Below are 25117 nucleotides of genomic sequence, written 5' to 3' on the forward strand. Positions count from 1 at the left end.
TCCGCTGACTACTGCGGAGGCATCTGGTTCGGGTCCATCCAGGCCACCTCCCAGTGGTGACCGTCCGGGTCGTAGAAGCTCCCGCCGTACATGAAGCCCATGTCCATGGCGTCCGCAGCGGGCGAACCGCCGTTCGCCAGCGCGGTCTTCACCAGCTCATTGACATCCTCGCGGCTGGTCGCGGACAGCGCATAGGTGCCCGCGGTGGTCTGGTGCGCGTCGTGCAGTGGCTTCTTGATGAAGTCCTTGAAGCGGGTGTGCGTGAGGAGCATCACGAACGCGTCCTCGCCCACCACCATGCAGGTGGCGTGCTCGTCGGTGAAGTCCTTGTTGAACTCGAAGCCCAGCTTCGTGAAGAAGTCCACCGACCGCTTCAGGTCGGCCACGGGCAGGTTGAGGAAGAGCTTACGGGGACGGCTGACCTTCATGTTCGCCTCCAGGGCGGGTGGGTTACGAAGGCTTTGACTCCAGAGGCGGACCGAAATCATCGGTCCTTTTTCAGAGAGATTCTCCGCGCCCCGCCTACCTAGGGAGTTCCTTGGGGAGGCCGAACCGCGGGAACAACGCCTCTGTATCGAGGAAGTGGGTCATCGCCGCGATGCGTCCACCGGACAGCTCCAGGACGATGAGCGACCACGGCATGAAGGGCCCGCCGTCACTGCTCGCGTGGTACTGGCCATAGGCGGGTGAGCCACAGGCCTCGGTCCGCACCAGCCGGGAGTCCTTGCAGACCGCCCCCCGCCCGAGGAACCAGCCGCGAATGGGCTCGTGCCCCTGGAGCCACAGCGTGTAGGGGGGCATGGACAAGGTGACCTCCTCGTGGAGAATCGCGGTGAAGGCGTCCATGTCGTAGCGCTCGAACGCATCCACGTAACGATTCAGCAACGCCGCCTGCGCGTCGGACTGAGGCACCCGGAACTCGGAGTCCTCCAGTCCCAGGTCCGACACAGTCGCCCGGGCACGCTGGAGCGCGCTGTTGACCGAGGCCACCGACGTCTCCAGCGTCTCGGCGATCTCCGTGGCCGGCCAGCCCAGGACCTCGGCCAGCAGCAGCACCGCGCGCTGCTTGGGGGGCAGGTGTTGGAGCGCCGCGAGGAACGCGAGCCGAATGCTCTGACGCAGCGACACCTGCTCGGAGGGGTCCACGTCCGACGGCACCGCCAGCGCGTCCGGGATGGGCTCAATCCAGCTGTTCGCCGGCAGCGGCGTCAGCGGCCCGTCGATGGAGTATGCGGGCCCCAGCTCCATCGGCCGCGCCCGGCGCCCGCTCGCCGACAAGGCGTCCAGGCACACGCGAGTGGCGATGGAGTACAGCCAGGTCCGTGGAGACGCACGGCCCTCGAACCGGTCCAGCGCGCGCCAGGCGCGCACCATCGTCTCCTGGACGGCGTCGTCCGCCTCCGAGACAGAACCCAGCATGCGATAGCAATGGCCGATGAGCGCCGAGCGGTGCTCCTCAAAGGCGAATGCCTGCTTCCCAGAATCCGGAAGGTCCTTCATCGATGAGCTGTCTATCAGGCCCATCAGGTCATGTCAGGGGCTCGGACAGGCAGCCCCCGTGTCAATCCAAGCGCGGATGAGCTCACCAAATGCACGCTGAGTGCCTGGCACGGGCTCCAGGCCAGGACCTGGGTCCCAACCCCACCCCACCAGGACGTCCTCGGCCATGTGGTGATGCAGCGCGTCCAGGGACTTTCCGCCGTTTCGCGCGGGGTCCTTGAGCTGCTCGCAAATCTTCCCCAGGGGGACGCCCACCCACGCCATCTCCGCTGGCGCCAGTGCCCACTTCGGATTGCCAGGCACGCTCCGCAGCGTCGTGCCCACCAATGGCGTGTTCCGCGCCTGGTGGCACGAGGAGCAAGGCAGTCCGGGAGTGCCATGTCCCGTGGGCCCGCCCGTCACGGCGGGCACGTGCCGACGCCGGTCCATGCCCTGCCGGGGTACGCCATCGGCCGGGTGGCAGTTGACGCAGCGAGGGTGCGTTATCACACGCCCCGCCTCGACGAAGAGCGCGGCGGAGCGCTGCTTCTCATCCGTGATGGCGGCGAACGCGGACACGGGCTGGAGTGACAGCCCCACATCCTGCGCCGCCTGCGTTCCCGCGGCATCCGGTGCGCTCTTGGTGGACTTGCAGCCCACCCCCGAGATGACGGCGCCCAACACGATGATGGAGAGCCCCCGGTGTCTCATTCGCGCTCCAACTCTCTCAGGACGGCCTCCGCGGCGCGGCGGCCCGACACCAGCGCGCCGTCGATGGAGGCATTGTCCCGGTGGTCTCCACACACGAACAGTCCCGGTGACAGCCGCACCGGCCGGCGAGGCGGCTCCAACACCTCCGGAGGCTGCGCGGGCAGCGCGAGCGGAATCGCATAGGTGCGCAGGTGCCGCCATGCGGACACGGCCGGACCGAACCAGTCCGTCAACTCCGCGAGCACCTCGGCTTGCAGCGTGTCCAGGTCCGGCGTGGCGCCGACAACGGACACGGACACGAGCGCCTGTCCCCGAGGCGCATACGCCGGTGACACCTCGCTCATCACCGCCACGTTGTTCACCCGGCCCCGCCCCTCGCCATTGAGCAGCAGCCACGGCCCTTCCACGGGCGGCTCCGGCGCGGCGAAGTAGAGGCACGTCACCCGGTTCATCACCGGTGGCACCATGCCCGGCAGCAGCCCCACCGCGCTCGCCGGGTCCGTGGCCACCACCACCGCCTTGGCGCCAATCAGCTCTCCGTCCGCCAGGCGCACGCGGTGTCCCCACACGTCCGCCACCGGCGCGCGCATCCGCAGCAGGCCCGGAGGAAGGCGCGCCGACAGTTGCTCTGGAATGGCGCCCATCCCCGACTCCGGCACCGCCGCGTATCCGGATGAGAACATGCGGAAGACGAACTCCAGGAAGCGGCTGGACGTGGTCAGCTCCCGCTCCAGGAAGATGCCGGCGAAGAAGGGGCGCAGGAACGACTCACGCAGAGCCTCCGTGAAGCCCAGCTCGTCCAGGTAGCGCCGCGTCGTGCGTGACGGCCGCTGCCACACGTCCTCCACTTCACCGGAGAGCGCCAGCTGCCGCAGTTCCAGGATGCGCAGCTTGTCCCCGAACGTCCCCACGGGAGCGAACAGGTGCCCGAGCGCCTCCACGGGGCGGCGCAGCGGGTCCACGACCGTGTGCAACCTGCCCCCCCGCCACACCTTCGCGCCGGGGACGAACCTGCGCAACGACAGCGCCTCCAGGTCCAACGTGCGCCGGCCCTCCGGATACGCGGACAGGTACACCTGGAAGCCTCTGTCTAGCAGGAAGCCCTCATGGACATCCGTGCGAACCCTGCCCCCCGGTGCGTCACTTCCCTCTAGCAGCAACACCTTCACCCGTGACGCGACGAGCGCCCGCGCGCACGCCAACCCCGCGAGCCCCGCCCCGACGACGATGACCTCCGGATACGACACGCGCGCTCCTCCACACGTCCTGCTCAAGAAAAGCGCCCACGCTCGCTTGATAAGCGTGGGAGGCGCAAGGGAGACTCGGATGCGGTTGCGGGCAACCGACACTTGATGCAGAAACACCGGCTGTTGCCCGTCACACCTGTGCAACCCGGCGCCGGAATGCTCCCGGCCCACAACACCCCTCGGAGCGAGAGAAAGCAGGTAGCCCCATGTTGATCGTGATGCGACCCGACGCGACGGCCCAGGACATCGAGCGTGTGAACGACGAGATCCGCCGCCGTGGCTGGCAACCGCACGCGATTCCAGGGGGCACTCGCACGGCCGTTGGCATCACCGGAAACCCGGGCGCGGTGGAACCGGAGCCCTTCCGCGTGCTCCCTGGCGTCGCTGACGCCGTGGCCATCTCCCAGCCGTTCAAGCTCGTCAGCCGAGAGGTGAAGCCGGACGACACGCAGCTGCGCATCGGCGACCTGACGATTGGCGGCTCGGCCTTCCACGTCATCGCCGGCCCGTGCTCGGTGGAGTCGCGCGAGCAGATTCTCTCCACCGCCCACGCGGTGAAGAAGGCGGGCGCCACCATGCTGCGTGGTGGAGCGTTCAAGCCGCGCACCAGCCCCTATGAGTTCCAGGGCCTCAAGGGTGACGGCCTGGCGCTGCTGGCCGAGGCGCGCCAGGAGACGGGCCTGCTCGTCACCACCGAGGTGAAGGACACCGCGACGCTCCAGGCCGTCGCCGACGCCACGGACATCCTCCAGATTGGCGCGCGCAACATGCAGAACTTCAGCCTGCTGGAGGCCGTGGGTGAGCTGCGCAAGCCCGTGATGCTCAAGCGTGGCATGAGCGCCACCATCAAGGAACTGCTGATGGCGGCCGAGTACATCGTCGCCCGCGGCAACACGCAGGTCATCCTCTGCGAGCGAGGCATCCGCACCTTCGAGACGATGACGCGCAACACGCTGGACCTCAACGCGGTGCCCATGCTGAAGGCGCTCTCGCACCTGCCCGTCTTCGTGGACCCGTCGCACGGCATCGGCGTGCGCAAGGCGGTGCCGGCGATGATGCGCGCGGCGACGGCGGTGGGGGCGGACGGCATCATCGTCGAGGTGCACCCCGACCCGCCGCGCGCGAAGTCGGACGGTGCCCAGTCGCTGGACTTCTCCGAGTTCGAGAAGTCCATGAACGAGGTCCGCGCCATCGCCCAGGCGATGGGCCGCGAAGTGGTCAGGCTGGGATAGGCCATGACACTCAAGGAAGCGCTGGGCAAGGTGGTGGGCCGGCGCGACCTCACCCGCGAGGAGATGACCCGCGTCATGGGTCTGATGCTCGCCGGGGAGGCTTCGCCTGCCCAGGTTGGCGCGCTGGCGACAGCGCTGAAGATGAAGGGTGAGACGGAGGATGAAATCCTCGGCGCGGCGGAGGCCATGCGGGCCTGCGCGGCGAAGCTGTCCCCGCGTGCCGACGTGGTGCTCGACACCTGCGGCACCGGCGGCGACGGCGCGCACACCTTCAACATCTCCACCGCGGTGGCCTTCGTAGCCGCCGGGGCCGGAGTGACGGTGGCCAAGCACGGCAACCGCGCGGTCTCCAGCCGCTGTGGCAGCGCGGACGTGCTGGCGGCGCTGGGCGTCTCCATGGAGCGTCCACATGAGCGCGTGGCGCGGGACATCGACGAGCACGGCGTGGGCTTCCTCTTCGCGCCGTCCCACCATGGGGCCCTGCGGCACGTGGCGCAGGCGCGGCGGGACATGGGGTTCCACAGCGTGTTCAACCTGCTGGGGCCGCTGACGAACCCGGCGGGCGCGCGCTACCAGCTCCTGGGGACGTTCGACGGCAAGCGCGTGGAGCAGACGGCGCGCGTGCTGGGCCGGCTCGGCAGCCGCCGCGCGTGGGTGGTGCACGGCCATGACGGGCTGGATGAAATCTCCCCGTGCAGCGCCACGGAGGTCGCGGAGCTGCGCGAGGACGGCACGGTCCACACCTTCACGGTGTCGCCCCAGGACGCGGGGCTGGACGTGGTGCCTCGCCAGGCCATCGCGGGTGGCGACGCGGACGAGAACGCCCAGCGGCTGCGCGCGCTGCTGGATGGCGAGCGCTCGGGGCTGCGCACGGCGGTGCTGCTCAACGCGGCGGCGGCGCTCGTCGTCGTGGGACTGGCGGCGGACCTGCGTGACGGCGTGCGGAAGGCGGAGCAGGCCATCGACTCGGGCGCGGCCCGGAACAAGCTGTCGGCCCTCATCGAGGGGGCCTTGTCATGAGCACGACAGGAACGTTGGACCGCATCATGGCGCGCAAACGCCAGGAGCTGGCGGCGCGGCCTCCCATGGCGCCTCGCACCCGGCCCACGCCCCGCGACTTCGCCCAGGGGCTGGTGACCCACCGCTCCGGGCGGCGACTGAGCGTCATCGCGGAAGTGAAGCGCAAGAGCCCTTCAGGCGGGGAGTTTCCCCACGCCGACGTGGTGGCGGTGGCCCGGGCCTATGAGGCCGCGGGCGCCAGCGCCATCAGCGTGCTGACGGATGGGCCGGACTTCGGCGGCGGCCTGGAGGACCTCGTGGCCGTGCGGGCGGCGGTGTCGCTGCCCGTGCTGCGCAAGGACTTCCTCGTGGCGGCGCGCGAGGTGGAGGAGAGCGCGATGTGGGGCGCGGACGCGGTGCTGCTCATCGCCGACGCGCTGGAGGATGGCGAGCTGCGGGAGATGGTCGCCACGGCGAAAGCGGTGGGCGTGGCCGCGCTGGTGGAGGCCCACACGGAGGCGCACGCCGAGCGCGCGCTGGCCGCGGGCGCGAAGCTGGTGGGCATCAACAACCGCAACCTCGCCACGCTGAAGACGGACACGGGCACGGCCCTGCGGGTGATGCCGAAGCTGCGCACCCGGGCCCGGGTGCTGGTGGCGGAGAGTGGCCTCAAGTCCCTGGCGGACCTGATGGCGGCGCAGGAAGCGGGAGCGGACGCCGTCCTGGTGGGCGAGTCCCTGCTTCGAGAGCCCGACCCCGGACACGCGCTGCAGCGGCTGCTCGGGGTGAAGGACGCGGCGCCATGAGTGTCCGTGTGAAGGTGTGCGGCGTCACGCGCCTGTCCGACGCGGTGGCCGCGTGGGAAGCAGGCGTGGACGCGCTGGGCCTCAACTTCTACCCGAAGTCGCCCCGCTATCTGGACCTCCCCACGGCGGCGGCCCTGGCACGTACGCGGCCGCCCCTGGGCACGGTGCTGGGCGTGTTCGTCAACGCGGCGCCGGACACCATCCGGGAGACGGTGCGCGCTTGTGGCCTCACGGCCGTGCAGCTCCATGGGGACGAGCCCCCGGAGGCCTGTTCGGGGTACGGCGTGCCCGTCATCAAGGCGCTGCGTGTCCTGGGTCCGGAAGACGTGGCCCGGGCTCGGACGTATGTGGGCGTAGGAGACGTCGCGGGGCTGCTGCTGGACGGCGCGGCCCCGGGATATGGCGGCGGCGGCGTGGGCTTCGACTGGTCGCTCGTCGCGGGGCTGGCGGGAAGTGGCGTGCCCGTGCTGGTGGCGGGAGGCCTGCGGCCCTCCAACGTGGCCGATGCGGTGCGCGCGACGCGGCCGTACGGCGTGGATGTGGCCAGCGGCGTGGAATCCGCCCCTGGCATCAAGGACGTGGAAGCGGTGCGCGCCTTCGTGCGCGCCGCGAAGTCCATCAACCTCTGGGAGTGACAGACATGACGACGGAGACTGTCGCCGGCCGCTTCGGGCGCTACGGCGGACGCTACGTTCCGGAGACGCTGGTTCCCGCGCTGCAGGAGCTGGAAGAGGCCTATGCCGCGGCGAGCGCGGACCCGGCCTTCCGCGAAGAGGTCGCCCGCGTGCTGCGCGAGTACGTGGGCCGCCCCACCACGCTGACGCCCGCCCGGAGGCTCACGGAGGCCTGGGGCGGCGCGAATGTGTGGCTCAAGCGCGAGGATCTGGCGCACACCGGCGCACACAAAATCAACAACACCGTGGGTCAGGTGCTGCTCGCCAGGCGGATGGGCAAGAAGCGCATCATCGCGGAGACGGGCGCGGGCCAGCACGGCGTCGCCACCGCCACCGCGTGCGCGCTCTTCGGCCTGCCCTGCGAGGTGTACATGGGCGCGCTGGACGTGGAGCGGCAGGCGCTCAACGTCTTCCGCATGCGCGCGCTGGGCGCGGTGGTGCGGCCGGTGGAGTCCGGCTCGCGCACGCTGAAGGACGCGATGAACGAGGCCATGCGCGCCTGGGTGTCGCAGGTGTCGGACACGCACTACGTCATCGGCAGCGCGGCGGGGCCGCATCCGTATCCGACGGTGGTGCGCGACTTCCAGGCCGTCATCGGCCGCGAGCTGCGGACGCAGGCCCAGGCGGCGTTTGGCGGCCTGCCGGACGCCATCATCGCGTGCGTGGGGGGCGGCTCGAATGCCATTGGCGTGCTGCACCCGTTCATCGGTGACGCCAGCGTGCGGCTGGTGGGCGTGGAGGCGGGAGGTCTCGGCCTGGACTCGAAGCAGCACGGCGCCTCGCTGACGCTGGGGACGGAGGGCGTGCTGCACGGCTCGCGCTCGCTGGTGCTCCAGGACGAGGACGGCCAGATTCAGGAGGCGCACAGCATCTCCGCGGGTCTGGACTATCCCGGCGTGGGCCCGGAGCTGGCACACCTGGCGAAGACGGGCCGCATGGAGGTCCGCATCGCCACGGACGACGAGGCGCTGGCGGCCTTCTACGAGGTGGCGCGCCTGGAGGGCATCCTCCCCGCGCTGGAGACGTCCCACGCCTTCGCGCGCGGCCGGGAGCTGGCGCGCGAGTTGGGGGCGGGCAAGCACCTGGTCATCAATTGCTCGGGCCGCGGAGACAAGGACGTGGCCACGATTTCCGCGCGGGGCGTGCCTCCGCCGGTGGGGGTGAAGGCGTGAGCGGCGAGATTGCACAGGCTTTCGCCCAGGCGAAGGCGCGGGGCGAAGGCGTACTGGTGACCTATGCCATGGCGGGCGACCCGGACCTGCCCCGCTCGGTGGACGTGTTCGCCGCGCTGGTCGAGGGCGGCGCGGACGTGCTGGAGATTGGCGTGGCGTTCAGCGACCCCATCGCCGACGGCCCCGTCATCCAGGGCGCGGCGGAGCGGGCGCTCAAGGCCGGCTCCACGCTCAAGCGCGTGCTGGACGAAGTGGTGCCGGCGGTACGCAAGCGATGTCCCCAGACGCCGCTGGTCATCATGACGTACGTCAACCTCATCATGGCCATGGGCGAGGCGCGCTATGCGAAGCTCGCGCGCGAGCGCGGCGTGTCTGGAACCATCCTCCCCGACCTGCCGCCCGAGGAGAGCGCGAGCCTGCGCGCCACGTTCGACGCGGAGGGCCTGGACTTGATTCCCCTGTGCGCCCCCACCACGCCCCCGGCGCGGGCGCAGGCCATCGCGAAGGAAGGCCGTGGCTTTGTCTATTGCGTGTCCGTGTCGGGCGTGACGGGCATGCGCGCAGAGCTGCCGCCGGACCTTTCACAGCGATTGGATTTGGTGCGCAAGGCCGCGACCGTGCCCGTGGTGGCAGGCTTTGGCATCTCCACGGCGGAACAGGCACGCATGCTGTCTGCCCATGCGGATGGCGTCGTGGTGGGCAGCGTACTGGTGCACGCCGCGCACACCGAGGGCCCCGAGGCGGCGAAGGCGCTCTGCGCCGACATCAAGCGCGGGCTGCGGCGCTGAGGCACGGCTGCAAACGCTCTCTTCAAGCTGAAAACTCAGGGATAATCCCACACCCCGTATAAGCACTCCGGCTCTCCGCATGTGCCCGCATCAGGCGGGCATTTGCGCGAGGACATTCCTCCGGAGGCAATATGCAGCAACGGCGAAGGCCGTCTTGGAGCAGTACATTCCTGCTGACAGCGGGTCTGTTGGCAGGAGCGGGATGTGGGGGCAACGCGGCTCCCACCGAGCCCGAGCAACTCAGGAGTCAGTCGCAAAGCCGGGGCTTTGGCCCCGACCTCGTGATTCGAGAGCTACGAGGCCCCAGCAGTATTCGGTTCGGTGAGCCCTTCACGACCATCGTGAAGGTCTGCAACGAAGGCACAGCGCCCGCGCAGAGCCCCGTAGGTCCCATCCAGATGGACTTGTACCTGTCCACGGATGACACGCTCTCCTGGCCCGACCCGAACTTGCCACCCCCGACGGACCAGGTGTTCCTCGCCACGCTGGACGTCAGCGCGCTGGAGGCCGGCCGCTGCGAGACGCGAGCCATCACCAGTTCCGCCACGCCGCCTGGCCCCCAAACGGACGGCACCTACTACCTGGGAGCCATCACCGACGTACACCAGACCCTCGTCGAACTGGACGAGGCCAACAACACCGCGGTGACCGCGCTGGGCATCGGAAACCGGCCGGACCTTGTCGTCACGGAGCTTCGTGGCCCCACGAGCGTCACGGACAGCGGGACGGTCGCGTCGACCCTCAAGGTGTGCAACCAGGGCACCAACCTGTCGGACGCCACCATCGTGGAGATGTACCTCTCCACGAACGGCACGCTGACACCGCCAACGACGGGCGGGCCTCCGCCCACGCATCAGGCCTCACTGGGAACGGTGGAGGTGCCCGACCTGGTCCCGGGCCACTGTGCCATCCGCCACGCTTCTTTCCCGGTGATATTGCCGCCCGACGCGACACCCGGTCAGCCGCTCTACCTGGGCGCCATCGCCGATACGCCCGAGTTCTCCACGGAACTGAACGAGGACAACAACGTCTTCGTGGGGGACCTCGTCGCCATGGGAGCGGGACCGGACCTCGTCGTCACCTCGGTGCACGGCCCCACCAGCATCCAGAGCGGTGACCTGATTGGCGCCTCCGTGAGGGTTTGCAACCACGGCACGCTGCCCGCGAATCCCAGCTCGCTCGAGCTGTACCTCTCCGTGGATGGCAACGTCACCATGCCAGGTGGCGGCAGCCCACCGCCGCCTGGACAGGAAATGGTAGGCCAGACGGATGTGCCCCTCCTGAACCCTGGCATTTGCATCACTCGCAACGTCCAGGGCGCCGCGACGTTCCCAACTGGCGCGCCCCAGGATGGCGCCCTCTTCCTGGCCGCCATCATCGATTCCACGCAAGACATCCCTGAACTGCGCGAGGACAACAACGCCTTCACCCAGGGGCTCATCGGCGCGGGGGCGCGCCCGGACCTCGTCGTGACCGCGATTCGCGCTCCAGCCAGCGTGCCCCCTTCGGCATCTTGGGCCCCTGTCAGCGTCACCATTTGCAACGTGGGGACCGTCTATGCCCAGGCGGCCGCGGTGGATATCTACCTTTCCATGGTGCCGACGCTGGACTCGCCCGCCATGGAGGGACCGCTGCACGGGACCCAGTTCAAGGTCGGCGGTTTCGGCCTCTCCGGCGTGGAAGCAGGGCGTTGCGTCACGCGCGAGGAGCCCATCACCCTGGCCCGTCCCCAGGGTGCGCCACCCCAACTCCAAGCATTCTACGTGGGCGCCATTGTCGACCCCGGGTCGAACATCGTGGAGCTTCGCGAGGACAACAATGTCTTTGTCGGTGAGCAAATGGGTCTCGGCAACAGGCCGGACCTGGCCATCACCTCAGTGAAGGGCCCCGCCAGCAGCATGCCTGGCGACGTGCCTGTCACCGCCCGCATCTGCAACCAGGGCACCGTGGCCTCACAGAACACCCAGGTGGAGTTCTACCTGGCCGCGCATGCCTTCCTGAATGCCCCGATTCAGGGGGGCTCGCCTTACAACGCCGACCCGCATACGGCGTTCTCCATTGGGATGCACCAGGTGCCATCGTTGGATGTGGGCGAGTGCAGGACGATCTCCGCCCTTGCTACGGCGATGAGCTTCCCCGCGGAGTACATCGACAGGGCGTTCAATCTTGGAGCCATCATCGACCCACACGCGCAGGACGAGGAACTCCGCGAAGACAACAACACCTTCGTCGGAGACTTCATGGGCCTGGGCAACCGTCCTGACCTGGTCGTCACTGCCATTGATGGTCCCGCCAGCGTGCGCAACAGCGCCCTCTTCGCGACCACCCTGACCGTCTGCAACCAGGGCACCTATTCCTCCGGGCCCACGATGGCGCAGGTGTATCTGTCCACCGAACCCCACCTGGTACTTCCAGATTGGAGCGGGCAAGGAACTCCGTTCCCATGGAGTCAAACGCCCGTGGGCGACGTGAGCATCCCCACCCTGCACGTCGGGCACTGCTTCACAGGGCAAGTGACTGGCGCGGCCTACATCCCGCCCGGCGCGCACGGCGCGGCCATCTACCTGGGCGCCATCATCGATGCGAACGACTCCATCGAAGAGCTTCGCGAGGAGAACAACGCCTTTGTGCGCGGCCGCATCGGCGTAGGAAACAAAGCGGACCTCGTCGTCACCGCCATCAACGCTCCGACGAGCGCGCGAATCCACAGTGCCTTCACCGCCACCGTGACGGTCTGCAACCAGGGCACCGACTACGCGAGTTCCTCGGACCTGGAACTGCACTTCTCGACCCTGCCCACGTTGGAAATGCCACGGTGGTCCGGTTCGGGCTCCCCCCTGCCCGTCACCCAGACCCCCATCGGCAACATCTCAGTGCCACATCTGGACGCGGGCCACTGCATTTCCCAATCCATCCAGGCCTCTACACAGTTGCCACCCGACGCACTGTTTGCCCAGCCCCTGTACCTGGGCGCCATCATCGACGGGTGGGGCAACGTCGAGGAACTGCGCGAGGACAACAACACCTTCGTGAGCGGAATCATGGGCGTCGGTGACGGCCCTGACCTTGTCATCACCGCGGTGCAGGCGCCCCCGAATGTCGGGCCGTTCGCGACGTTCCACCCGACCGTCACGGTTTGCAATCAGGGGACAGCGCACTCGGACAGCACCCTCGTGGAGTTCCACCTCTCCACGGAAGAGGCGCTCGTCATGCCGCGCTGGAATGGACCGGGCAATCCACTGCCACCGACACAGCAGCCCATTGGCGAGCTGAGTGTCCCCTTCCTGAATCCAGGGAGGTGCTTCACGGGAAGCGCTGTCGCAACACTGGCGCCGCCGCCCGCGACAGCCCCTGACCAGAAACTCTACCTGGGTGCCCTGGTCGATGGGCTTCAATCCCAGGAGGAGCTGCGTGAAGACAACAACATCTTCATAAGCGGTCGCATGGGCGTGGGCCATGCGTCCGACCTGGTCATCACGTCACTCACGGGCCCCGCGAGCGTCGAAGCCAACACCGCGTTCACCGCCACGGTCACCGTCTGCAATCAAGGCACGTATGAGTCCTATCCCACGGAACTGGAGGTCCACCTCTCCACCGAAGCAAGCATGGCCATGCCCGAATGGTACGGCCCGGGAATCCCGATACCCGCCAGCCAGGTGTACGCCGGCGCGCTCGGAGTCCCCGCCCTGGATGTCGACGATTGCGTCACGCTTCAGGTGCCCTCCTGGTCGAGCCTTCCTTTCCTGGCTCAGCCCGAACAGCCATTGTATCTCGGCGCGGCCATCAATCCCGACCTGCTCGCCGGTGAGCTGCGCGAGGACAACAACACCTTCGTCGGTGACCTCATGGGTGTTGGCGCCGGTCCCGACCTGATTGTCACCGCGGTGCAAGCGCCCGTCAGCGTGGAACTCAACGGCAACTTCACTGCCTCGGTGACGGTCTGCAATCAGGGCACCCAGACCTCGGGCAGCGTGCTGTTGGACCTGTACTTCTCCACCCGGGCCCACGTCGTGATGCCTCAGTGGAATTCACCAGGTGCCCCCTACCCGCGCACGCAAGAGCTCATCGGATCCTGGAACGTGCAGCCCCTGAATCCGGGACAATGCATCACAGAGCCCGTCCCCGCGTGGGTCGCCCGGCCCGAGGAGGCCGAACCCCATCACCCGCTGTATCTGGGCGCGATCATTGACTCGAACCAGATGCAGGCCGAGCTGCGCGAAGACAACAACATCTTCGTCAGCGGACTCATGGGTGTGGGCAACCGGCCAGACCTGGTCGTCACCTCTGTCTCCGGCCCCACCTCCGTGAGAACGAGCAGCACCTTCACCGCCACCGTGCGGGTCTGCAACCAGGGCACCACGCCCACCCACGGCTCCACGGAAGTGACGCTGTACCTGTCGAGCAACAACACGCTCGAATTCCCCTATCAAGGCTGGCCGGGCGCCCCCCCCGACAGTCAGAGCCAGATTGGAGTGATGACCGTGCAATCTCTGGACGCCGGTCAGTGCGTCACACGCAACACGCAGGTGACGGCCAACACGCCTCCGGATTCGGGCCCCACGGGGTTCTTCTACCTGGGCGCCATCGTGGACCCGTGGATGAACAGGGACGAACTGCGCGAGGACAACAACATTCTCGCGGACCGGCTCATCATGGTGACGCCGTAGTCGCTGGCTGAGAACGGGCCCGGCCGAGCGCAACGACGTTCGGCCGGGCCTTGTTTCGAGTTCGAACGAGAGGGCCCTTCCCGTCCTGCGGGCATGCATCCCTGAAAGAATGCCAGCCTCCCGCCTGCAACTCTTACACGCCCGCGTTGCAGCGTACCGCCCTCGGCGTCAGCGCCTCCTACCGTCACGTGCCCCTCCGGCTGGGAATTCCAGACAAGAACAAGCCCCCGGGGCCATCCTCCCGCCGGCACCAAGACATTCCCAAACAACACCATTCGACATCCGGTCGCCCGCCGGGGCATGCGTATCAACCCCCGAGAATAACAACACACAAGAAAACAATTGGTACATCGGCTGCAGCCGTCCCTTGTCCCTCCAGCAATGACGGACGAGGAGACATCCATGATGGGTAGGAAGTGGCTCGGGCTCCTGTTCATCGGCGCCGTCTGGGCCTCGAACGCCTGGGCCAACGACTTCCGAGCCGAGAAGCTCGTGAACGGGCTCAAGCAATACACGGTCGACACCTACCCGGAGACGCTGCGCTTCACGTTCACCGTCTCCAACATCGACCCGACGCTCCCCTCCGAGCTGCTCTCCGCGACCGCGCCCCTGCTGAAGTCCTGCACGCTCTCGCCCACGTCACCCCTCGTGGTTCCAGCGGGAGGCCACGTCACGTATCAGTGCGAAATCGAGCTGGAGAGCTACGACGCGTGTCTCACATTGGGGATGCACGATGCGAACCCCGTGACGCCCAACCCCGAGGTCTCCTTCACCAGCACCTTCAGCATCAGCTGGGACGCAGGCGCCAGCCAGGCGGGGACCAACGTGCTCTGCCTTCCTCAGCCCAACCTGCTCTGCGACGACACCGTCTACCTCTCCACGGCCTCGCCCTCCCCGGAAGGACGGCCCGCGGCCCCCTCACGGCTCTACATCTTCGACCCCGCCACCGGCACGCTGACGCTGCAGGGTGAAGCCGCACTTCCCTACAACGCGCTGGCGTACAACCACTACGACAACATCCTGTACGCCATCGCCTCGGACGGCGTCAGCGCTCCCAGCTTCATCCGCGTCGACGCCACCGGCTCTTCGAGCATCATCGCCCCGCTGGACACCACGGCACCTCGCTCGGCCATCTGGACCGCGGGAGCCGTTCTCAAGGATGGCTCCTACGTCGGCTTCGAGCACAGCACCTATCGCCTCATCCGCGTCAACCCCAGCACCGGTGAGACTCTCTCCGAGCAAGTGGTGACCGTCCTGGGAGGCTTCCAGATGGCGGACTTCGCGATGAGTCCCCGGGACGGCCAGCTCTACGCCTTCAACAACGCCACCCAGCGGCTGACCCGCATCGACCCGCTCACGGGCGTGGCCACGGACCATCCCGAGCCCGCGCGGATTGACGGCAGGTCCGCGGAGAACCCCGTCATGAGCGCCGCCGTCTTCACACGCGACGGCGAGTTCTTCCTCTACGGAACCAGCGGCCCCGACACCCGCAGGGTCAGCGGCTTCCATGCCGTGGACGTGACGACGGGAAACCTGACCACCCTCCTCACGCGGCCGGTGCCCCAGCTCGCGAACGGCGCGATGTGTGGCGTCTACCTCTGGGGCTCGTCTCGTCCGCAGCCGACGACGCGGGACCGCGGATTCTTCGGCGCCAGCGAGAGCGCCCTCTTGGAGTGCCTGGCATACGGCCCCATCTCCCTCGGTGCTCTCGGCGAAGTCTCCACCCTCCCAAGTGCCCTGGGCATCCTCTGGGCCAACCCCGCCATCGCCTCGAACAACGCGCGTCGCACGGCCCTGGAGTCCTTGAAGGTCCGGACGGCGCGCGAGGCGCTGACGGCGGCCTGCAACGAGCGCGTCTTCAACACGCGCGCGCCTACCCTGTCCGCGCTGGAGAACCCGGACTCGCTCGACCCCGTCCGCATGGAAGAGCTGCGTCAGCGGCTGGAGCGGCACAACCACTCTGGCAAGCGGACCGCCATCCCGCTGCGAAAGCGAATCTTCGCGGTGGACCCGCTGCGAGCCATGGAGCGCGCCGAGGAGCCTCGGTTCTGAGAGGGAGCGTGGTCATGAAGATTCCATCCCAATCCAGGTGGGTTCCGGGCCTGCTCGTGGTGCTGGGAACAGGTGCCTGTGACAGCAGCGAAGACGATTTGATGCGGGCGTTGGGCGACCCCGTGCTGGACGCCTTCGAAATCCGCCTGCGGGGCCAGGACGCGGCCCAGTACGAGAAGGTCCTGCTGGGCATGGGACAGGTCGATGTCACATCCTTCGGCGAGCCCGTCCGCTTCGAGCCCTCGCCGAACGCACGCGCCATGGACCTGTCGAACACGGACCACGCCCACCTGCTGGGGCGCTTCTTCCTGCCCAGGTACGTGAAGCAGGTGGACATCACCGTGCGCTTGGACGACGTGGGAGCGTTCAAGGAAGACAGCCTGGCGGGTCTCATCAACGCCCACGCCGGAACCATCCAGTTCTCGACCACGCGCAGCGCCCTGGAGCAACGCTCACGCGTCGTCATCCACCTGCACCTGAAGGACAGCCTCTTCGACGGCAGAGGCGAAAAGACGCTCCTGCCGTCGACATACATCGCCCACTGAAAGTCCCGGCGCCCCCAGGGCCCTCTGGCTTCCACCTGCGCGCGAGCCCGGGCCCTGCCAGAATGCGCGCCATGAAGAACCCCGGGAAACAGGTGGTACTCGTCCGGCACGGAGAGACGGAGTGGAGCATCAACGGCCGGCACACAGGGCGAACGGACATTCCGCTCCTGGACTCCGGAAGGGAGATGGGCCGCCTTCTCGGCGCGCCGCTGAAGGCCTGGCGCTTCGATGCCGTCTACACCAGCCCGCTGAGCCGCGCGGCGGAGACGTGCGCCCTGGCCGGCTATGGGGACTACGCCCAGCCGCGCGAGGACCTCATGGAGTGGGACTACGGCGACTACGAGGGACGCACCGGCGCGGAGATTCGGGCGGAGCGGCCCGACTGGACCATCTGGAAGAACGGCGTCCCCAACGGGGAGACCGCGGCGCAGGTGGCCACTCGCGTGGACAGCGTCATCTCCGATGCACTCCGGACGGACGGAGACGTGCTCATCTTCGCCCACGGGCACCTGCTTCGCGTGCTCGCGGCGCGGTGGCTGGGACTGCCCCCGTGGGAAGGCCGCCTCTTCCTGCTGAGCACCGCGTCCATCAGCGTGCTCGGCCATGACGGCGACAGGCGCCGCCCGGCCATCGTGTCGTGGAACGACACCACGCACCTGCGCGCGTAGCTACAGCCGCCCCTCCAGGAAGTTGCGCACCAGCAAGGGGCCTTCGGGTGTGAGCACGCTCTCCGGATGGAACTGCACGCCCACCACCGGCCGCTCACGGTGGCGCAGCGCCATGATGAGGCCGTCCTGGCTCCACGCGGTGGCCTCCAGGCCGGCCGGCAGTGACGGCGCCTCCACGATGAGCGAGTGGTAGCGCGCCGCCGAGAAGCCCTCGCTGAGCCCGGCGAAGAGCCCCGTGCCGCCATGCCGGATGTGCGCCGCCTTGCCATGCACCGGCTCTGGCGCGCGCACCACCTTGCCTCCGAAGGCCGCGCCAATGGACTGGTGCCCCAGACACACGCCCAGCACCGGCACACGTGACTGGGCAATGGCCGCCACGCTGACGCCCGCCTCGTGCGGCGTGCAGGGCCCCGGCGAAATCACCAGGTGGGACGCGCCCGAGGCCGCGACACCTTCGGCATCCAGGTCGTCGTTGCGCACCACCTTCACCTCGGCCCCCAGCGTGTACAGGAGCTGCACGAGGTTGAAGGTGAAGGAGTCGTAGTTGTCGATGACCAGAATCACCGGCCACCTCCCTCGCGCGCCAGCCGCAGCGCGGCGGCCATGGCGCCCGCCTTGGCTTCCGTCTCGTCCGCTTCCTTCGACGGCACCGAGTCCGCGACCACTCCCGCGCCCGAGGTCCACATCGTCCGGTCTCCGTCCACGAAGAAGGTGCGCAGCGCAATCGCCACGTCCAGCGTGCCGCAGAAGGACAGGTAGCCCACCGCGCCCGAGTAGGGCCCGCGCCGCTGGACCTCCAACTCGTCGATGATTTGCATCGCGCGAATCTTGGGCGCGCCCGACACCGTGCCCGCGGGGAAGGTGCTGGCCAGCGCGTCCAGCGCGTCGTACTTCGCGTCGAGCTTGCCGCGCACCTGCGACACGATGTGCATCACGTGGCTGTAGCGCTCGATGAGCATCATGTCCTCGACGCGCACCGAGCCAGGCGCCGCCACGCGGCCCACGTCGTTGCGCCCCAGGTCCACCAGCATGATGTGCTCGGCGCGCTCCTTCTCGTCCGCGAGCAGCTCCTTCTCCAGGGCCAGGTCCTCGGCCTCGGACGCGCCACGGCGACGGGTGCCGGCGATGGGCCGCACCACCACGTCTCCGTCGCGCACCTGCACCAGCAACTCCGGCGATGCGCCCACCAATGCGCGGGCCTCGCCCAGCTCCACGAGGAAGAGGTACGGCGACGGATTCACCCGCCGCAGCGCGCGGTAGAGCGACAGCGGCGGCGGCGCGCCCCGGGATTCGAAGCGGCGCGCGAGCACGACCTGGAAGATGTCTCCGGCGCGGATGTACTCCTGCGCCTGAGCCACCGCCGCCTCATACCCCGCGCGGTCCCAGCACGCGGTAGGCGCCACGTCCCCGCGCATGCGCGGCGCGGGCGCGTAGGCCTCCGGAGGCAGTGGCTTCAGCAGCCGGTCCGCCATGGCCTGCGCGCGCGCCTCCGCGTCCTTCAGCGCGGCGGCCACGCTGCCGTGCAGCGACGGCCGGGCAATGGCGGTGGCCTTGAGCGTCCCGGTGCGGGTGTCGTGCGTGACGAAGTCCTCGCACACCAGCCATTCCGAGTCCGGGAAGGAGATGTCGCTGGGGTGCCGGTCCGGCACCGTGGGCTCCAGCCACGAGAAGCAGTTGTAGCTCATGTACCCCACGAGCCCGCCCAGGAAGGGCGCTTCACCGGGGAGCCGGGCCACGGCCAGCTCGCGCCAGAGCTGGCGCAGCACGTCCAGGGGCTTGCCGTCCCGACGCTCCTCGTGCGAGCCGCGCCACAAGGTGGCGCCACCGCGGTCCAGCCGCACGCGGCCCGCGGGCTCCGCGCCAATGTGGCTGTAGCGGCCGAACCGCTCGCCGCCGTAGCACGACTCGAGGATGAAGCCGCGCGAACCACCGCCCAGCTTCAGGTAGGCCGACAGCGGGGTGTCGAGGTCCGCCGGCAGCTCCACCGACACCGGCACCGCCTCTCCCTGCTCCGCGCGCTGCCGGTAGGCTGACTTCCGCTCCTGTGCATCCATCGTCTCTGACTCACTTCCCACCGCGCATCACGGCAGGGGAAATGGGGTTATCCCCCGTCCAGGGGAGTCCTCCAAGCGGTCCGATATTCCTCTGCGTGCGTCGCGCAAGCCCCCGGGCCAGCGGGTGCCCGGGGAGCAGCCCGGAGAGCTCCCGCCGGTGAGGCGAAGTCCCACCCCGGGTGGTCCGGCTCCAGACCCCTCGCTATCTGAATGGGACTTTGAGTGCCGCTCCTTCCGCTCCATTGATGACGGTGACGCCTCAGGGGCTCTACTGCGTTCCCGGCGGCTTCCACGTCGACCCCTGGCGTCCGGTGGACCGGGCGCTCATCACCCACGCGCATGGTGACCACGCACGCAGTGGCAGCCGCCACTACCTGGGCGCCCGGGCAGGCAAGGGACTGCTGCACCGGAGATTGGGCGCGGACGCAACCATCGACACGCTCGACTACGGCGAACGGTTGAGCATCAACGGGGTCACCGTCAGCTTCCATCCCGCGGGCCACGTGCTGGGCAGCGCGCAGCTGCGCGTGGAGCACGGCGGTGAGACATGGGTCGTGTCCGGTGACTACAAGCGCGCGCCGGACCCCACGTGCGCGCCCTTCGAGGTCGTCCCCTGCCACACCTTCATCACCGAGGCGACGTTCGGCCTGCCCATCTTCCGCTGGGACGCGACGGAGCAGGTGGCCGAGGACATCCTGCGTTGGTGGGACGCCAACCGCGCGCTGGGCCGCGCGGTGGTGCTGTTCTGCTACGCGCTGGGCAAGGCGCAGCGGCTGCTCGCGGAGCTGGCGAAGCTGACCGACCGCACCGTGTTCGTCCACGGCGCCCTGCACTCCCTGGTGGACGTGTACCGGGACGCGGGCGTCCGCATGCTGCCCACGCAATGGGTGTCCGAGGTGGAGAAGGGCACCTCGTTCGCGGGAGCCCTGGTGCTGGCGCCGCCGAGCGCGAGCGGCTCCACGTGGATGCGCCGCTTCGGTGATTACGAAACCGGCTTCGCGTCCGGCTGGATGCGCGTTCGAGGCAACCGTCGTCGCCGGGGCTTCGACCGCGGCTTCGTGCTGTCGGACCACGCGGACTGGCCGGACCTGCTGCGCACGGTGAAGGACACCCAGGCGGAGCGCGTGCTGGTGACGCACGGCTACACCGAGCCGCTGGCCCACTACCTGCGCGAGCAGGGCGTGGACGCCGCGCCCCTGGCCACGCCCTTCGAAGGCGAAGCGGAGGACTGACGCGTGCGGCGACTGGCGGACCTCTACGAAACGCTGGACCAGACCACGTCCACCAACGCCAAGGTGGAAGCGCTCGCGCGCTACTTCAAGGAAGCGCCCCCGGAGGACGCGGCGTGGGCGCTCTACTTCCTCACGGGGCAGAAGCTGAAGCGGCTGATTCCCACGAAGCTGCTGGTGGAGTGGACGCAGGAGCTGACCAGCATCCCCAGTTGGCTCTTCGAGGAGGTCTACGCCTCCGTGGGTGACCTGGCGGAGGTGATTGCCCTGCTGCTGGACGCCCGCGAGCGCCCGGCGCGGACCGAGGAGCTGCCCCTGTCCGTCTGGCTGGAGCAACGCCTGTTGCCGCTGCGTCAACTGGATGCCGCCGGGCAACGCGAGCAGGTGGTGTCCTGGTGGCACGCCATGCCCCGGCGTGAATTGTTCCTGCTCAACAAGATGCTCACCGGTGAGCTGCGGGTGGGCGTGTCCTCCACGCTGGTGGTCCGCGCGGTGGCGCAGGTGGCGGGCCTGCCCGCGCCCAGCGTAGCGCACCGGCTGATGGGGACGTGGACGCCCTCGCCCACCTTCTTCCGGCAGCTCGTGTCCCTGGACGTGTCGGACGGCGACAGCTCCCGGCCCTACCCCTTCTATCTCGCGTCGCCGCTGGAGCAGCCACCAGGGGACCTGGGCGACCGGGCGGAATGGCAGGTGGAGTGGAAATGGGACGGCATCCGGGGCCAGCTCATCCGCCGCAAGGGCAGCGTGCACCTGTGGAGCCGCGGCGAGGAGCTCATCACCGAGCGCTTCCCCGAAATCGCGGACGCCGCCGCCGCGCTACCCGAGGGCACTGTGCTGGACGGCGAGGTGTTGGCCTACGCGGAGGGAAAGCCCCTGCCCTTCGCCATGCTCCAGCGGCGCATCGGCCGGCAGAAGCTGACGCCCACGGTGCTGGCCGAAGCCCCCGCGGCCTTCATCGCCTACGACATGCTGGAGCTGGGAGGCGAGGACCTCCGGGGCCAGCCGCTGCGCGAACGGCGCGCGAAGCTGGAGGCGCTGCTGAAGGACCTGCCTCGGCTTCCCGTCTCCCCCGTCGTGCAAGCGGCGACCTGGGAGGACCTGGCCACCGCGCGGGGCGAAGCGCGAGCGCGCAACGTCGAGGGCTTCATGCTCAAGCGCCTGGAATCGCCGTACCTCACCGGGCGCAAGCGGGGCGACTGGTGGAAGTGGAAGATTGACCCGTTCACGGTGGACGCGGTGTTGCTGTACGCGCATCCGGGGCACGGCCGACGCTCGTCGCTGTACACCGACTACACCTTCGCGGTGTGGAACGGCGCGGAGCTCCAGCCAGTGACGAAGGCGTACTCCGGCCTGACGGACGCGGAGATTGGCCGGCTGGACCGGTGGATTCGCGCGCACACGCGGGAGAAGTACGGCCCCGTGCGCTCGGTGGAGCCCGAACAGGTCTTCGAGCTGCACTTCGAGGGCATCCAGCCCTCGCCGCGTCACAAGTCGGGCGTCGCGCTGCGCTTCCCCCGAATCGCCCGCTGGCGGACGGACAAGAAGCCGCAGGACGCGGACACGCTGGACTCACTCAAGGAGCTGCTCCATGCCAGCGGGTAGACCCCGCTCGCTGCGGGCGCAGATTGCCGCCAGTCGCAAGGCCCTGCGCGCCACCACCGAGCCTCCGGACGCAGAGGCGCCGCGCAAGCCCAGGCGACCTCGCATCCAGCGCGCATCGACTCGAGCTCAAACGAATGAACCACCCCTGGAGCGGCTGCGCGGCTGGTTCCACGCGAAGGGGTGGACGCCCTATCCGTTTCAAGAAGAAGCCTGGGCCGCCCATGCGCGCGGCGAAAGCGGGCTCATCCACGTCCCCACCGGCGCGGGCAAGACGTACGCGGCCTACCTGGGCCCGCTCGCGGAGGTGGCGGCGCATGGACAGCCAGGGCTTCAACTCCTCTACGTGACACCGCTGCGCGCGGTGTCCCGGGACGTGGAGAAGGCGTTGAGGGAGCCCCTCGCAGTGCTGGACGCGGACATCACCGTGGAGAGCCGCACCGGCGACACGTCCTCCTCGGTGCGCCAGCGTCAGCGGGAGCGCCTGCCGCGGGTGCTCATCACCACGCCGGAGTCGCTGTGCGTCCTGCTCACGCATGAACGGGCCCCGGAGCTGTTCGCGTCTCTGCGCTCCGTCATCGTGGATGAATGGCACGAACTTCTCGGCTCCAAGCGGGGTTCGCAGTTGGAGCTGGCGCTGGCCCGCCTGCGCCACTTCGCGCCGGGCCTGCGCACCTGGGCGCTGTCCGCCACGCTGGCCAATCTGGAAGAGGCCGCCCGTCACGCCGTGGGCACCGGCCAGACGCCCACGATTGTGAGCGCGGCGTTGGAGCGGCCCGTCGTTGTTGAGACACTGCTGCCCGAGTCCGTGGATGCATTCCCCTGGGCGGGCCACCTGGGCTTCTCCATGCTGGCCCGCGTGGGCGCGTGGCTGGACGCGGAGCGCTCCACGCTCATCTTCACCAATACGCGCTCCCAGGCCGAGCGCTGGTTCGAAGGCCTGCGCTTCGCCCGTCCGGAGTGGGAGCACCTCATCGCGCTCCACCATGGCTCCATCGCGCGCGAGGAGCGCGAGCGCGTGGAGAGCGGCCTCAAGGAAGGCTCGCTGCGCATCGTGGTGTGCACCTCGTCGCTGGACCTGGGCGTGGACTTCGGCCCGGTGGAGCGCGTGGTGCAGGTGGGCAGCCCCAAGGGCATTGGCCGGACGATGCAGCGCGCGGGCCGCAGCGCCCACCGCCCGGGCGCCACCTGTCACATCCTCTTCGTCCCCACGCACGCGCTGGAGCTGGTGGAGATGGCCGCAGCCAAGGACGCGCTCCTGCGCCGCGAGGTAGAGGCCCGCACGCCTCCGGACAAGCCGCTGGACGTCCTGGCGCAGCACCTGGTGACGTGCGCGTTGGGCGGCGGCTTCACGCCCGACGCCCTGCGAGACGAGGTGCGCACCGCGGCGGCCTTCGCCGGCCTCACCGACGAGGAGTTCGGGTGGACTTTATCCCTGGTCCGCGAAGGCAGCCCGACGCTGCGCGCCTACCCGGAGTTCCGGCGCGTGGTGGAGCACGAGGGCCACTGCGTCGTCGCGGACGCGCGCGTGGCCCGCATGCACCGCCTCAACATCGGCACCATCACCTCCGACGCGGTGGTGCAACTGCGCTACTGGAGCGGAGGGCGCCTGGGCAGCGTGGAGGAGTCCTACGTCAGCCGCCTCAAGCCGGGCGACACCTTCATCTTCGCGGGGAAGAAGCTGGAGTTCAGCCGCATCCAGGACATGACCGCCTACGTGCGGCCCGCGAAGACGAAGGTCACCCAGACGCCGCGCTGGGGCGGCAGCCGCCTGCCCTTGTCCAGCTCACTGGCCGCCGCCGTTCGGCGCACGCTGGACACCGCGCGCCACGGCGACGTCACGTCGGACGAACTGGCCGCGGCCTGGCCCGTGCTGGACGCGCAGGCCCGCCTGTCCCGCATCCCCGCGGCGGACATCCTGCTGGCGGAGACGTGCCAGACGCGCGACGGGCACCTTCTCTTCCTCTATCCCTTTGAAGGGCGGTTGGTGCACGAAGGACTGGCGGCGCTGCTGGCACTGCGGCTGACGCGCCTGCGCAAGGCCACCTTCACCCTGTCGGTGAATGACTACGGCCTGGAGCTGCTCACGCCCACGCCCTTCCCCTTCGAGGAGGCGCTGCACCCCGCGCTCTTCACCCGCGAGCGTCTGGAGGCGGACGTCCTGGAGAGCGTCAACGTCGGCGAGCTGTCAAAGCGCCAGTTCCGCGACATCGCCCGCATCGCGGGGCTGGTGCTGCCGGGCCTGCCCGGCGCGCGCAAGTCCTCGCGGCAGGTCCAGGCCAGCGCGTCGCTGCTGCACGACGTCTTCATCAAATACGACCCGGACAACCTCCTGCTCGTCCAGGCCCGCCGGGAAGTGCTGGAGCAACAATTCGAGGAGGGGCGCCTGGAACGGACCCTGGAGCGGCTTCAGGCCGCGCCGCTGGAGCTCATCCATGTCCGCCGTCCCACGCCTCTGGGCTTCCCGCTCGTCGTCGAGCGCATCAGCGCGAGCCTGTCGAGCGAGTCCCTGCTGGAGCGGGTGGAGCGATTGAAGGAGCGATGGACGCGCGAAGATGCCAGGTCCACATAGAGGGCACCCTGCTGGAGCTGCGCCCGGAGCGCGCCCTGTACTGGCCCGACACCGGCACCCTGGCCGTGGCGGACCTGCACTGGGGCAAGACGGAGAGCTTCCAGCAGCACGGCATCCCCCTGCCCACGGGCGTGCTGGAGGACGACCTGGCCCGCCTGTCCGCGGCGCTCACCACCACCGGCGCCCGCCGCCTGCTCCTGCTGGGTGACCTCATCCACTCACGCCAGGGCCTCACCCCCGCCGTCGTGGAGCGGCTGGCGGTGTGGCGCGAGTCCCACGCGTCGGTGGAGTGCGTCCTGGTGCGGGGCAACCATGACCGGCATGTGAAGACGCTGCCCGACCGCTGGCGCCTGGACGTCCGCGAGTCCTCCATCGACGAAGGCCCCTTCCACTTCGCCCACCACCCGGAGCCCGTGTCAGGCCGCTATGTATGGGCAGGTCACCTCCACCCCATGGTGCGGCTGGGCGGAAGGAGCGACACACTGCGCCTTCCCTGCTTCCAGGTGGGACGCGGCGTGGGCGTACTTCCGGCCTTCAGCGCCTTCACGGGTGGACTCAACGTCTCCCGCCGCGCGGGCGATCGCATCTTCGCCGTCGCCGGCCCCGCAGTCGTCGAGGTGTAG

Annotated in this window: 20 protein-coding genes; 14 read left to right on the top strand and 6 right to left on the bottom strand. The window is 69.0% G+C overall.

What is annotated here, in order from left to right; genetic code table 11:
- Positions 1 to 8: 8 nt before the first annotated feature.
- From OZ403_RS31835 to OZ403_RS31850, 4 genes are all read right to left on the bottom strand, one after another.
- A complete protein-coding gene (locus OZ403_RS31835; RefSeq protein WP_140795036.1) occupies positions 9 to 428 on the bottom strand; it encodes a VOC family protein in 420 nt (139 codons plus the stop codon).
- A gap of 94 nt (positions 429 to 522) precedes the next feature.
- The gene (locus OZ403_RS31840) at positions 523 to 1500 is read right to left on the bottom strand and encodes a sigma-70 family RNA polymerase sigma factor (protein WP_268782510.1); all 978 of its coding nucleotides are present in this window, start codon (positions 1498 to 1500) and stop codon (positions 523 to 525) included.
- A gap of 33 nt (positions 1501 to 1533) precedes the next feature.
- Positions 1534 to 2190 carry an Isoquinoline 1-oxidoreductase subunit gene (locus tag OZ403_RS31845; RefSeq protein ID WP_140795038.1) on the bottom strand — a complete coding sequence of 219 codons (657 nt, stop codon included), beginning with the start codon at positions 2188 to 2190 and terminating at the stop codon, positions 1534 to 1536.
- A complete protein-coding gene (locus OZ403_RS31850) occupies positions 2187 to 3437 on the bottom strand; it encodes an NAD(P)/FAD-dependent oxidoreductase (protein WP_268782511.1) in 1251 nt (416 codons plus the stop codon). Before OZ403_RS31850 ends, OZ403_RS31845 begins: the two co-directional genes overlap by 4 nt.
- 206 nt (positions 3438 to 3643) lie before the next feature.
- Between OZ403_RS31850 and aroF the strand changes: the two genes are divergently transcribed.
- The 10 genes from aroF to OZ403_RS31900 all read left to right on the top strand — a co-directional run bounded on the left by aroF (position 3644) and on the right by OZ403_RS31900 (position 17040).
- Positions 3644 to 4669, top strand: a complete 1026-nt coding sequence (gene aroF / locus OZ403_RS31855) for a 3-deoxy-7-phosphoheptulonate synthase (protein WP_140795040.1) — start codon at positions 3644 to 3646, stop codon at positions 4667 to 4669.
- A 3-nt stretch (positions 4670 to 4672) separates the two neighbouring features.
- Positions 4673 to 5689 carry an anthranilate phosphoribosyltransferase gene (gene trpD / locus OZ403_RS31860; protein WP_268782512.1) on the top strand — a complete coding sequence of 339 codons (1017 nt, stop codon included), beginning with the start codon at positions 4673 to 4675 and terminating at the stop codon, positions 5687 to 5689.
- The gene (locus tag OZ403_RS31865; RefSeq protein WP_268782513.1) at positions 5686 to 6474 is read left to right on the top strand and encodes an indole-3-glycerol phosphate synthase TrpC; all 789 of its coding nucleotides are present in this window, start codon (positions 5686 to 5688) and stop codon (positions 6472 to 6474) included. Before trpD ends, OZ403_RS31865 begins: the two co-directional genes overlap by 4 nt.
- On the top strand, positions 6471 to 7109 hold the full coding sequence (locus tag OZ403_RS31870; protein ID WP_268782514.1) for a phosphoribosylanthranilate isomerase: 639 nt from the start codon (positions 6471 to 6473) through the stop codon (positions 7107 to 7109). Before OZ403_RS31865 ends, OZ403_RS31870 begins: the two co-directional genes overlap by 4 nt.
- 5 nt (positions 7110 to 7114) lie before the next feature.
- Positions 7115 to 8320 (top strand): tryptophan synthase subunit beta, encoded by a 1206-nt coding sequence (gene trpB, locus OZ403_RS31875; RefSeq protein ID WP_268782515.1) that lies wholly within the window; start codon positions 7115 to 7117, stop codon positions 8318 to 8320.
- The gene (trpA, locus tag OZ403_RS31880) at positions 8317 to 9108 is read left to right on the top strand and encodes a tryptophan synthase subunit alpha (protein WP_140799831.1); all 792 of its coding nucleotides are present in this window, start codon (positions 8317 to 8319) and stop codon (positions 9106 to 9108) included. The genes trpB and trpA overlap by 4 nt, the downstream gene beginning before the upstream one ends.
- 281 nt (positions 9109 to 9389) lie before the next feature.
- Positions 9390 to 13775: a CARDB domain-containing protein gene (locus OZ403_RS31885; protein ID WP_268782516.1), complete on the top strand. Its 4386-nt coding sequence runs from the start codon at positions 9390 to 9392 to the stop codon at positions 13773 to 13775.
- Positions 13776 to 14177: 402 nt separating this feature from the next.
- Entirely contained in the window at positions 14178 to 15827 is a 1650-nt protein-coding gene (locus OZ403_RS31890) for a DUF6923 family protein (protein ID WP_268782517.1), read from the top strand.
- A 14-nt stretch (positions 15828 to 15841) separates the two neighbouring features.
- On the top strand, positions 15842 to 16372 hold the full coding sequence (locus OZ403_RS31895; protein WP_268782518.1) for a hypothetical protein: 531 nt from the start codon (positions 15842 to 15844) through the stop codon (positions 16370 to 16372).
- A 62-nt stretch (positions 16373 to 16434) separates the two neighbouring features.
- The gene (locus OZ403_RS31900) at positions 16435 to 17040 is read left to right on the top strand and encodes a histidine phosphatase family protein (RefSeq protein WP_140795049.1); all 606 of its coding nucleotides are present in this window, start codon (positions 16435 to 16437) and stop codon (positions 17038 to 17040) included.
- Here the strand turns inward: OZ403_RS31900 and OZ403_RS31905 are convergent, their stop codons facing one another.
- On the bottom strand, positions 17041 to 17604 hold the full coding sequence (locus tag OZ403_RS31905; RefSeq protein ID WP_140799834.1) for an anthranilate synthase component II: 564 nt from the start codon (positions 17602 to 17604) through the stop codon (positions 17041 to 17043).
- Positions 17601 to 19094, bottom strand: a complete 1494-nt coding sequence (locus OZ403_RS31910) for an anthranilate synthase component I family protein (RefSeq protein WP_268782519.1) — start codon at positions 19092 to 19094, stop codon at positions 17601 to 17603. Before OZ403_RS31910 ends, OZ403_RS31905 begins: the two co-directional genes overlap by 4 nt.
- 179 nt (positions 19095 to 19273) lie before the next feature.
- Between OZ403_RS31910 and OZ403_RS31915 the strand changes: the two genes are divergently transcribed.
- From OZ403_RS31915 to pdeM, 4 genes are read left to right on the top strand one after another with little or no spacing between them, the layout of a single operon-like run.
- Positions 19274 to 20326, top strand: a complete 1053-nt coding sequence (locus OZ403_RS31915; RefSeq protein WP_442929650.1) for a ligase-associated DNA damage response exonuclease — start codon at positions 19274 to 19276, stop codon at positions 20324 to 20326.
- Between the two features lie 3 nt (positions 20327 to 20329).
- Entirely contained in the window at positions 20330 to 21925 is a 1596-nt protein-coding gene (locus tag OZ403_RS31920) for an ATP-dependent DNA ligase (protein ID WP_268782521.1), read from the top strand.
- Positions 21912 to 24494, top strand: coding sequence for a ligase-associated DNA damage response DEXH box helicase (locus OZ403_RS31925; RefSeq protein WP_268782522.1), 2583 nt, complete (start codon positions 21912 to 21914; stop codon positions 24492 to 24494). Before OZ403_RS31920 ends, OZ403_RS31925 begins: the two co-directional genes overlap by 14 nt.
- Positions 24464 to 25117 carry a ligase-associated DNA damage response endonuclease PdeM gene (gene pdeM / locus OZ403_RS31930; RefSeq protein WP_140799839.1) on the top strand — a complete coding sequence of 218 codons (654 nt, stop codon included), beginning with the start codon at positions 24464 to 24466 and terminating at the stop codon, positions 25115 to 25117. Before OZ403_RS31925 ends, pdeM begins: the two co-directional genes overlap by 31 nt.

The organism is Myxococcus sp. NMCA1 (assembly GCF_026810205.1).
Lineage (GTDB): Bacteria > Myxococcota > Myxococcia > Myxococcales > Myxococcaceae > Myxococcus > Myxococcus xanthus_A.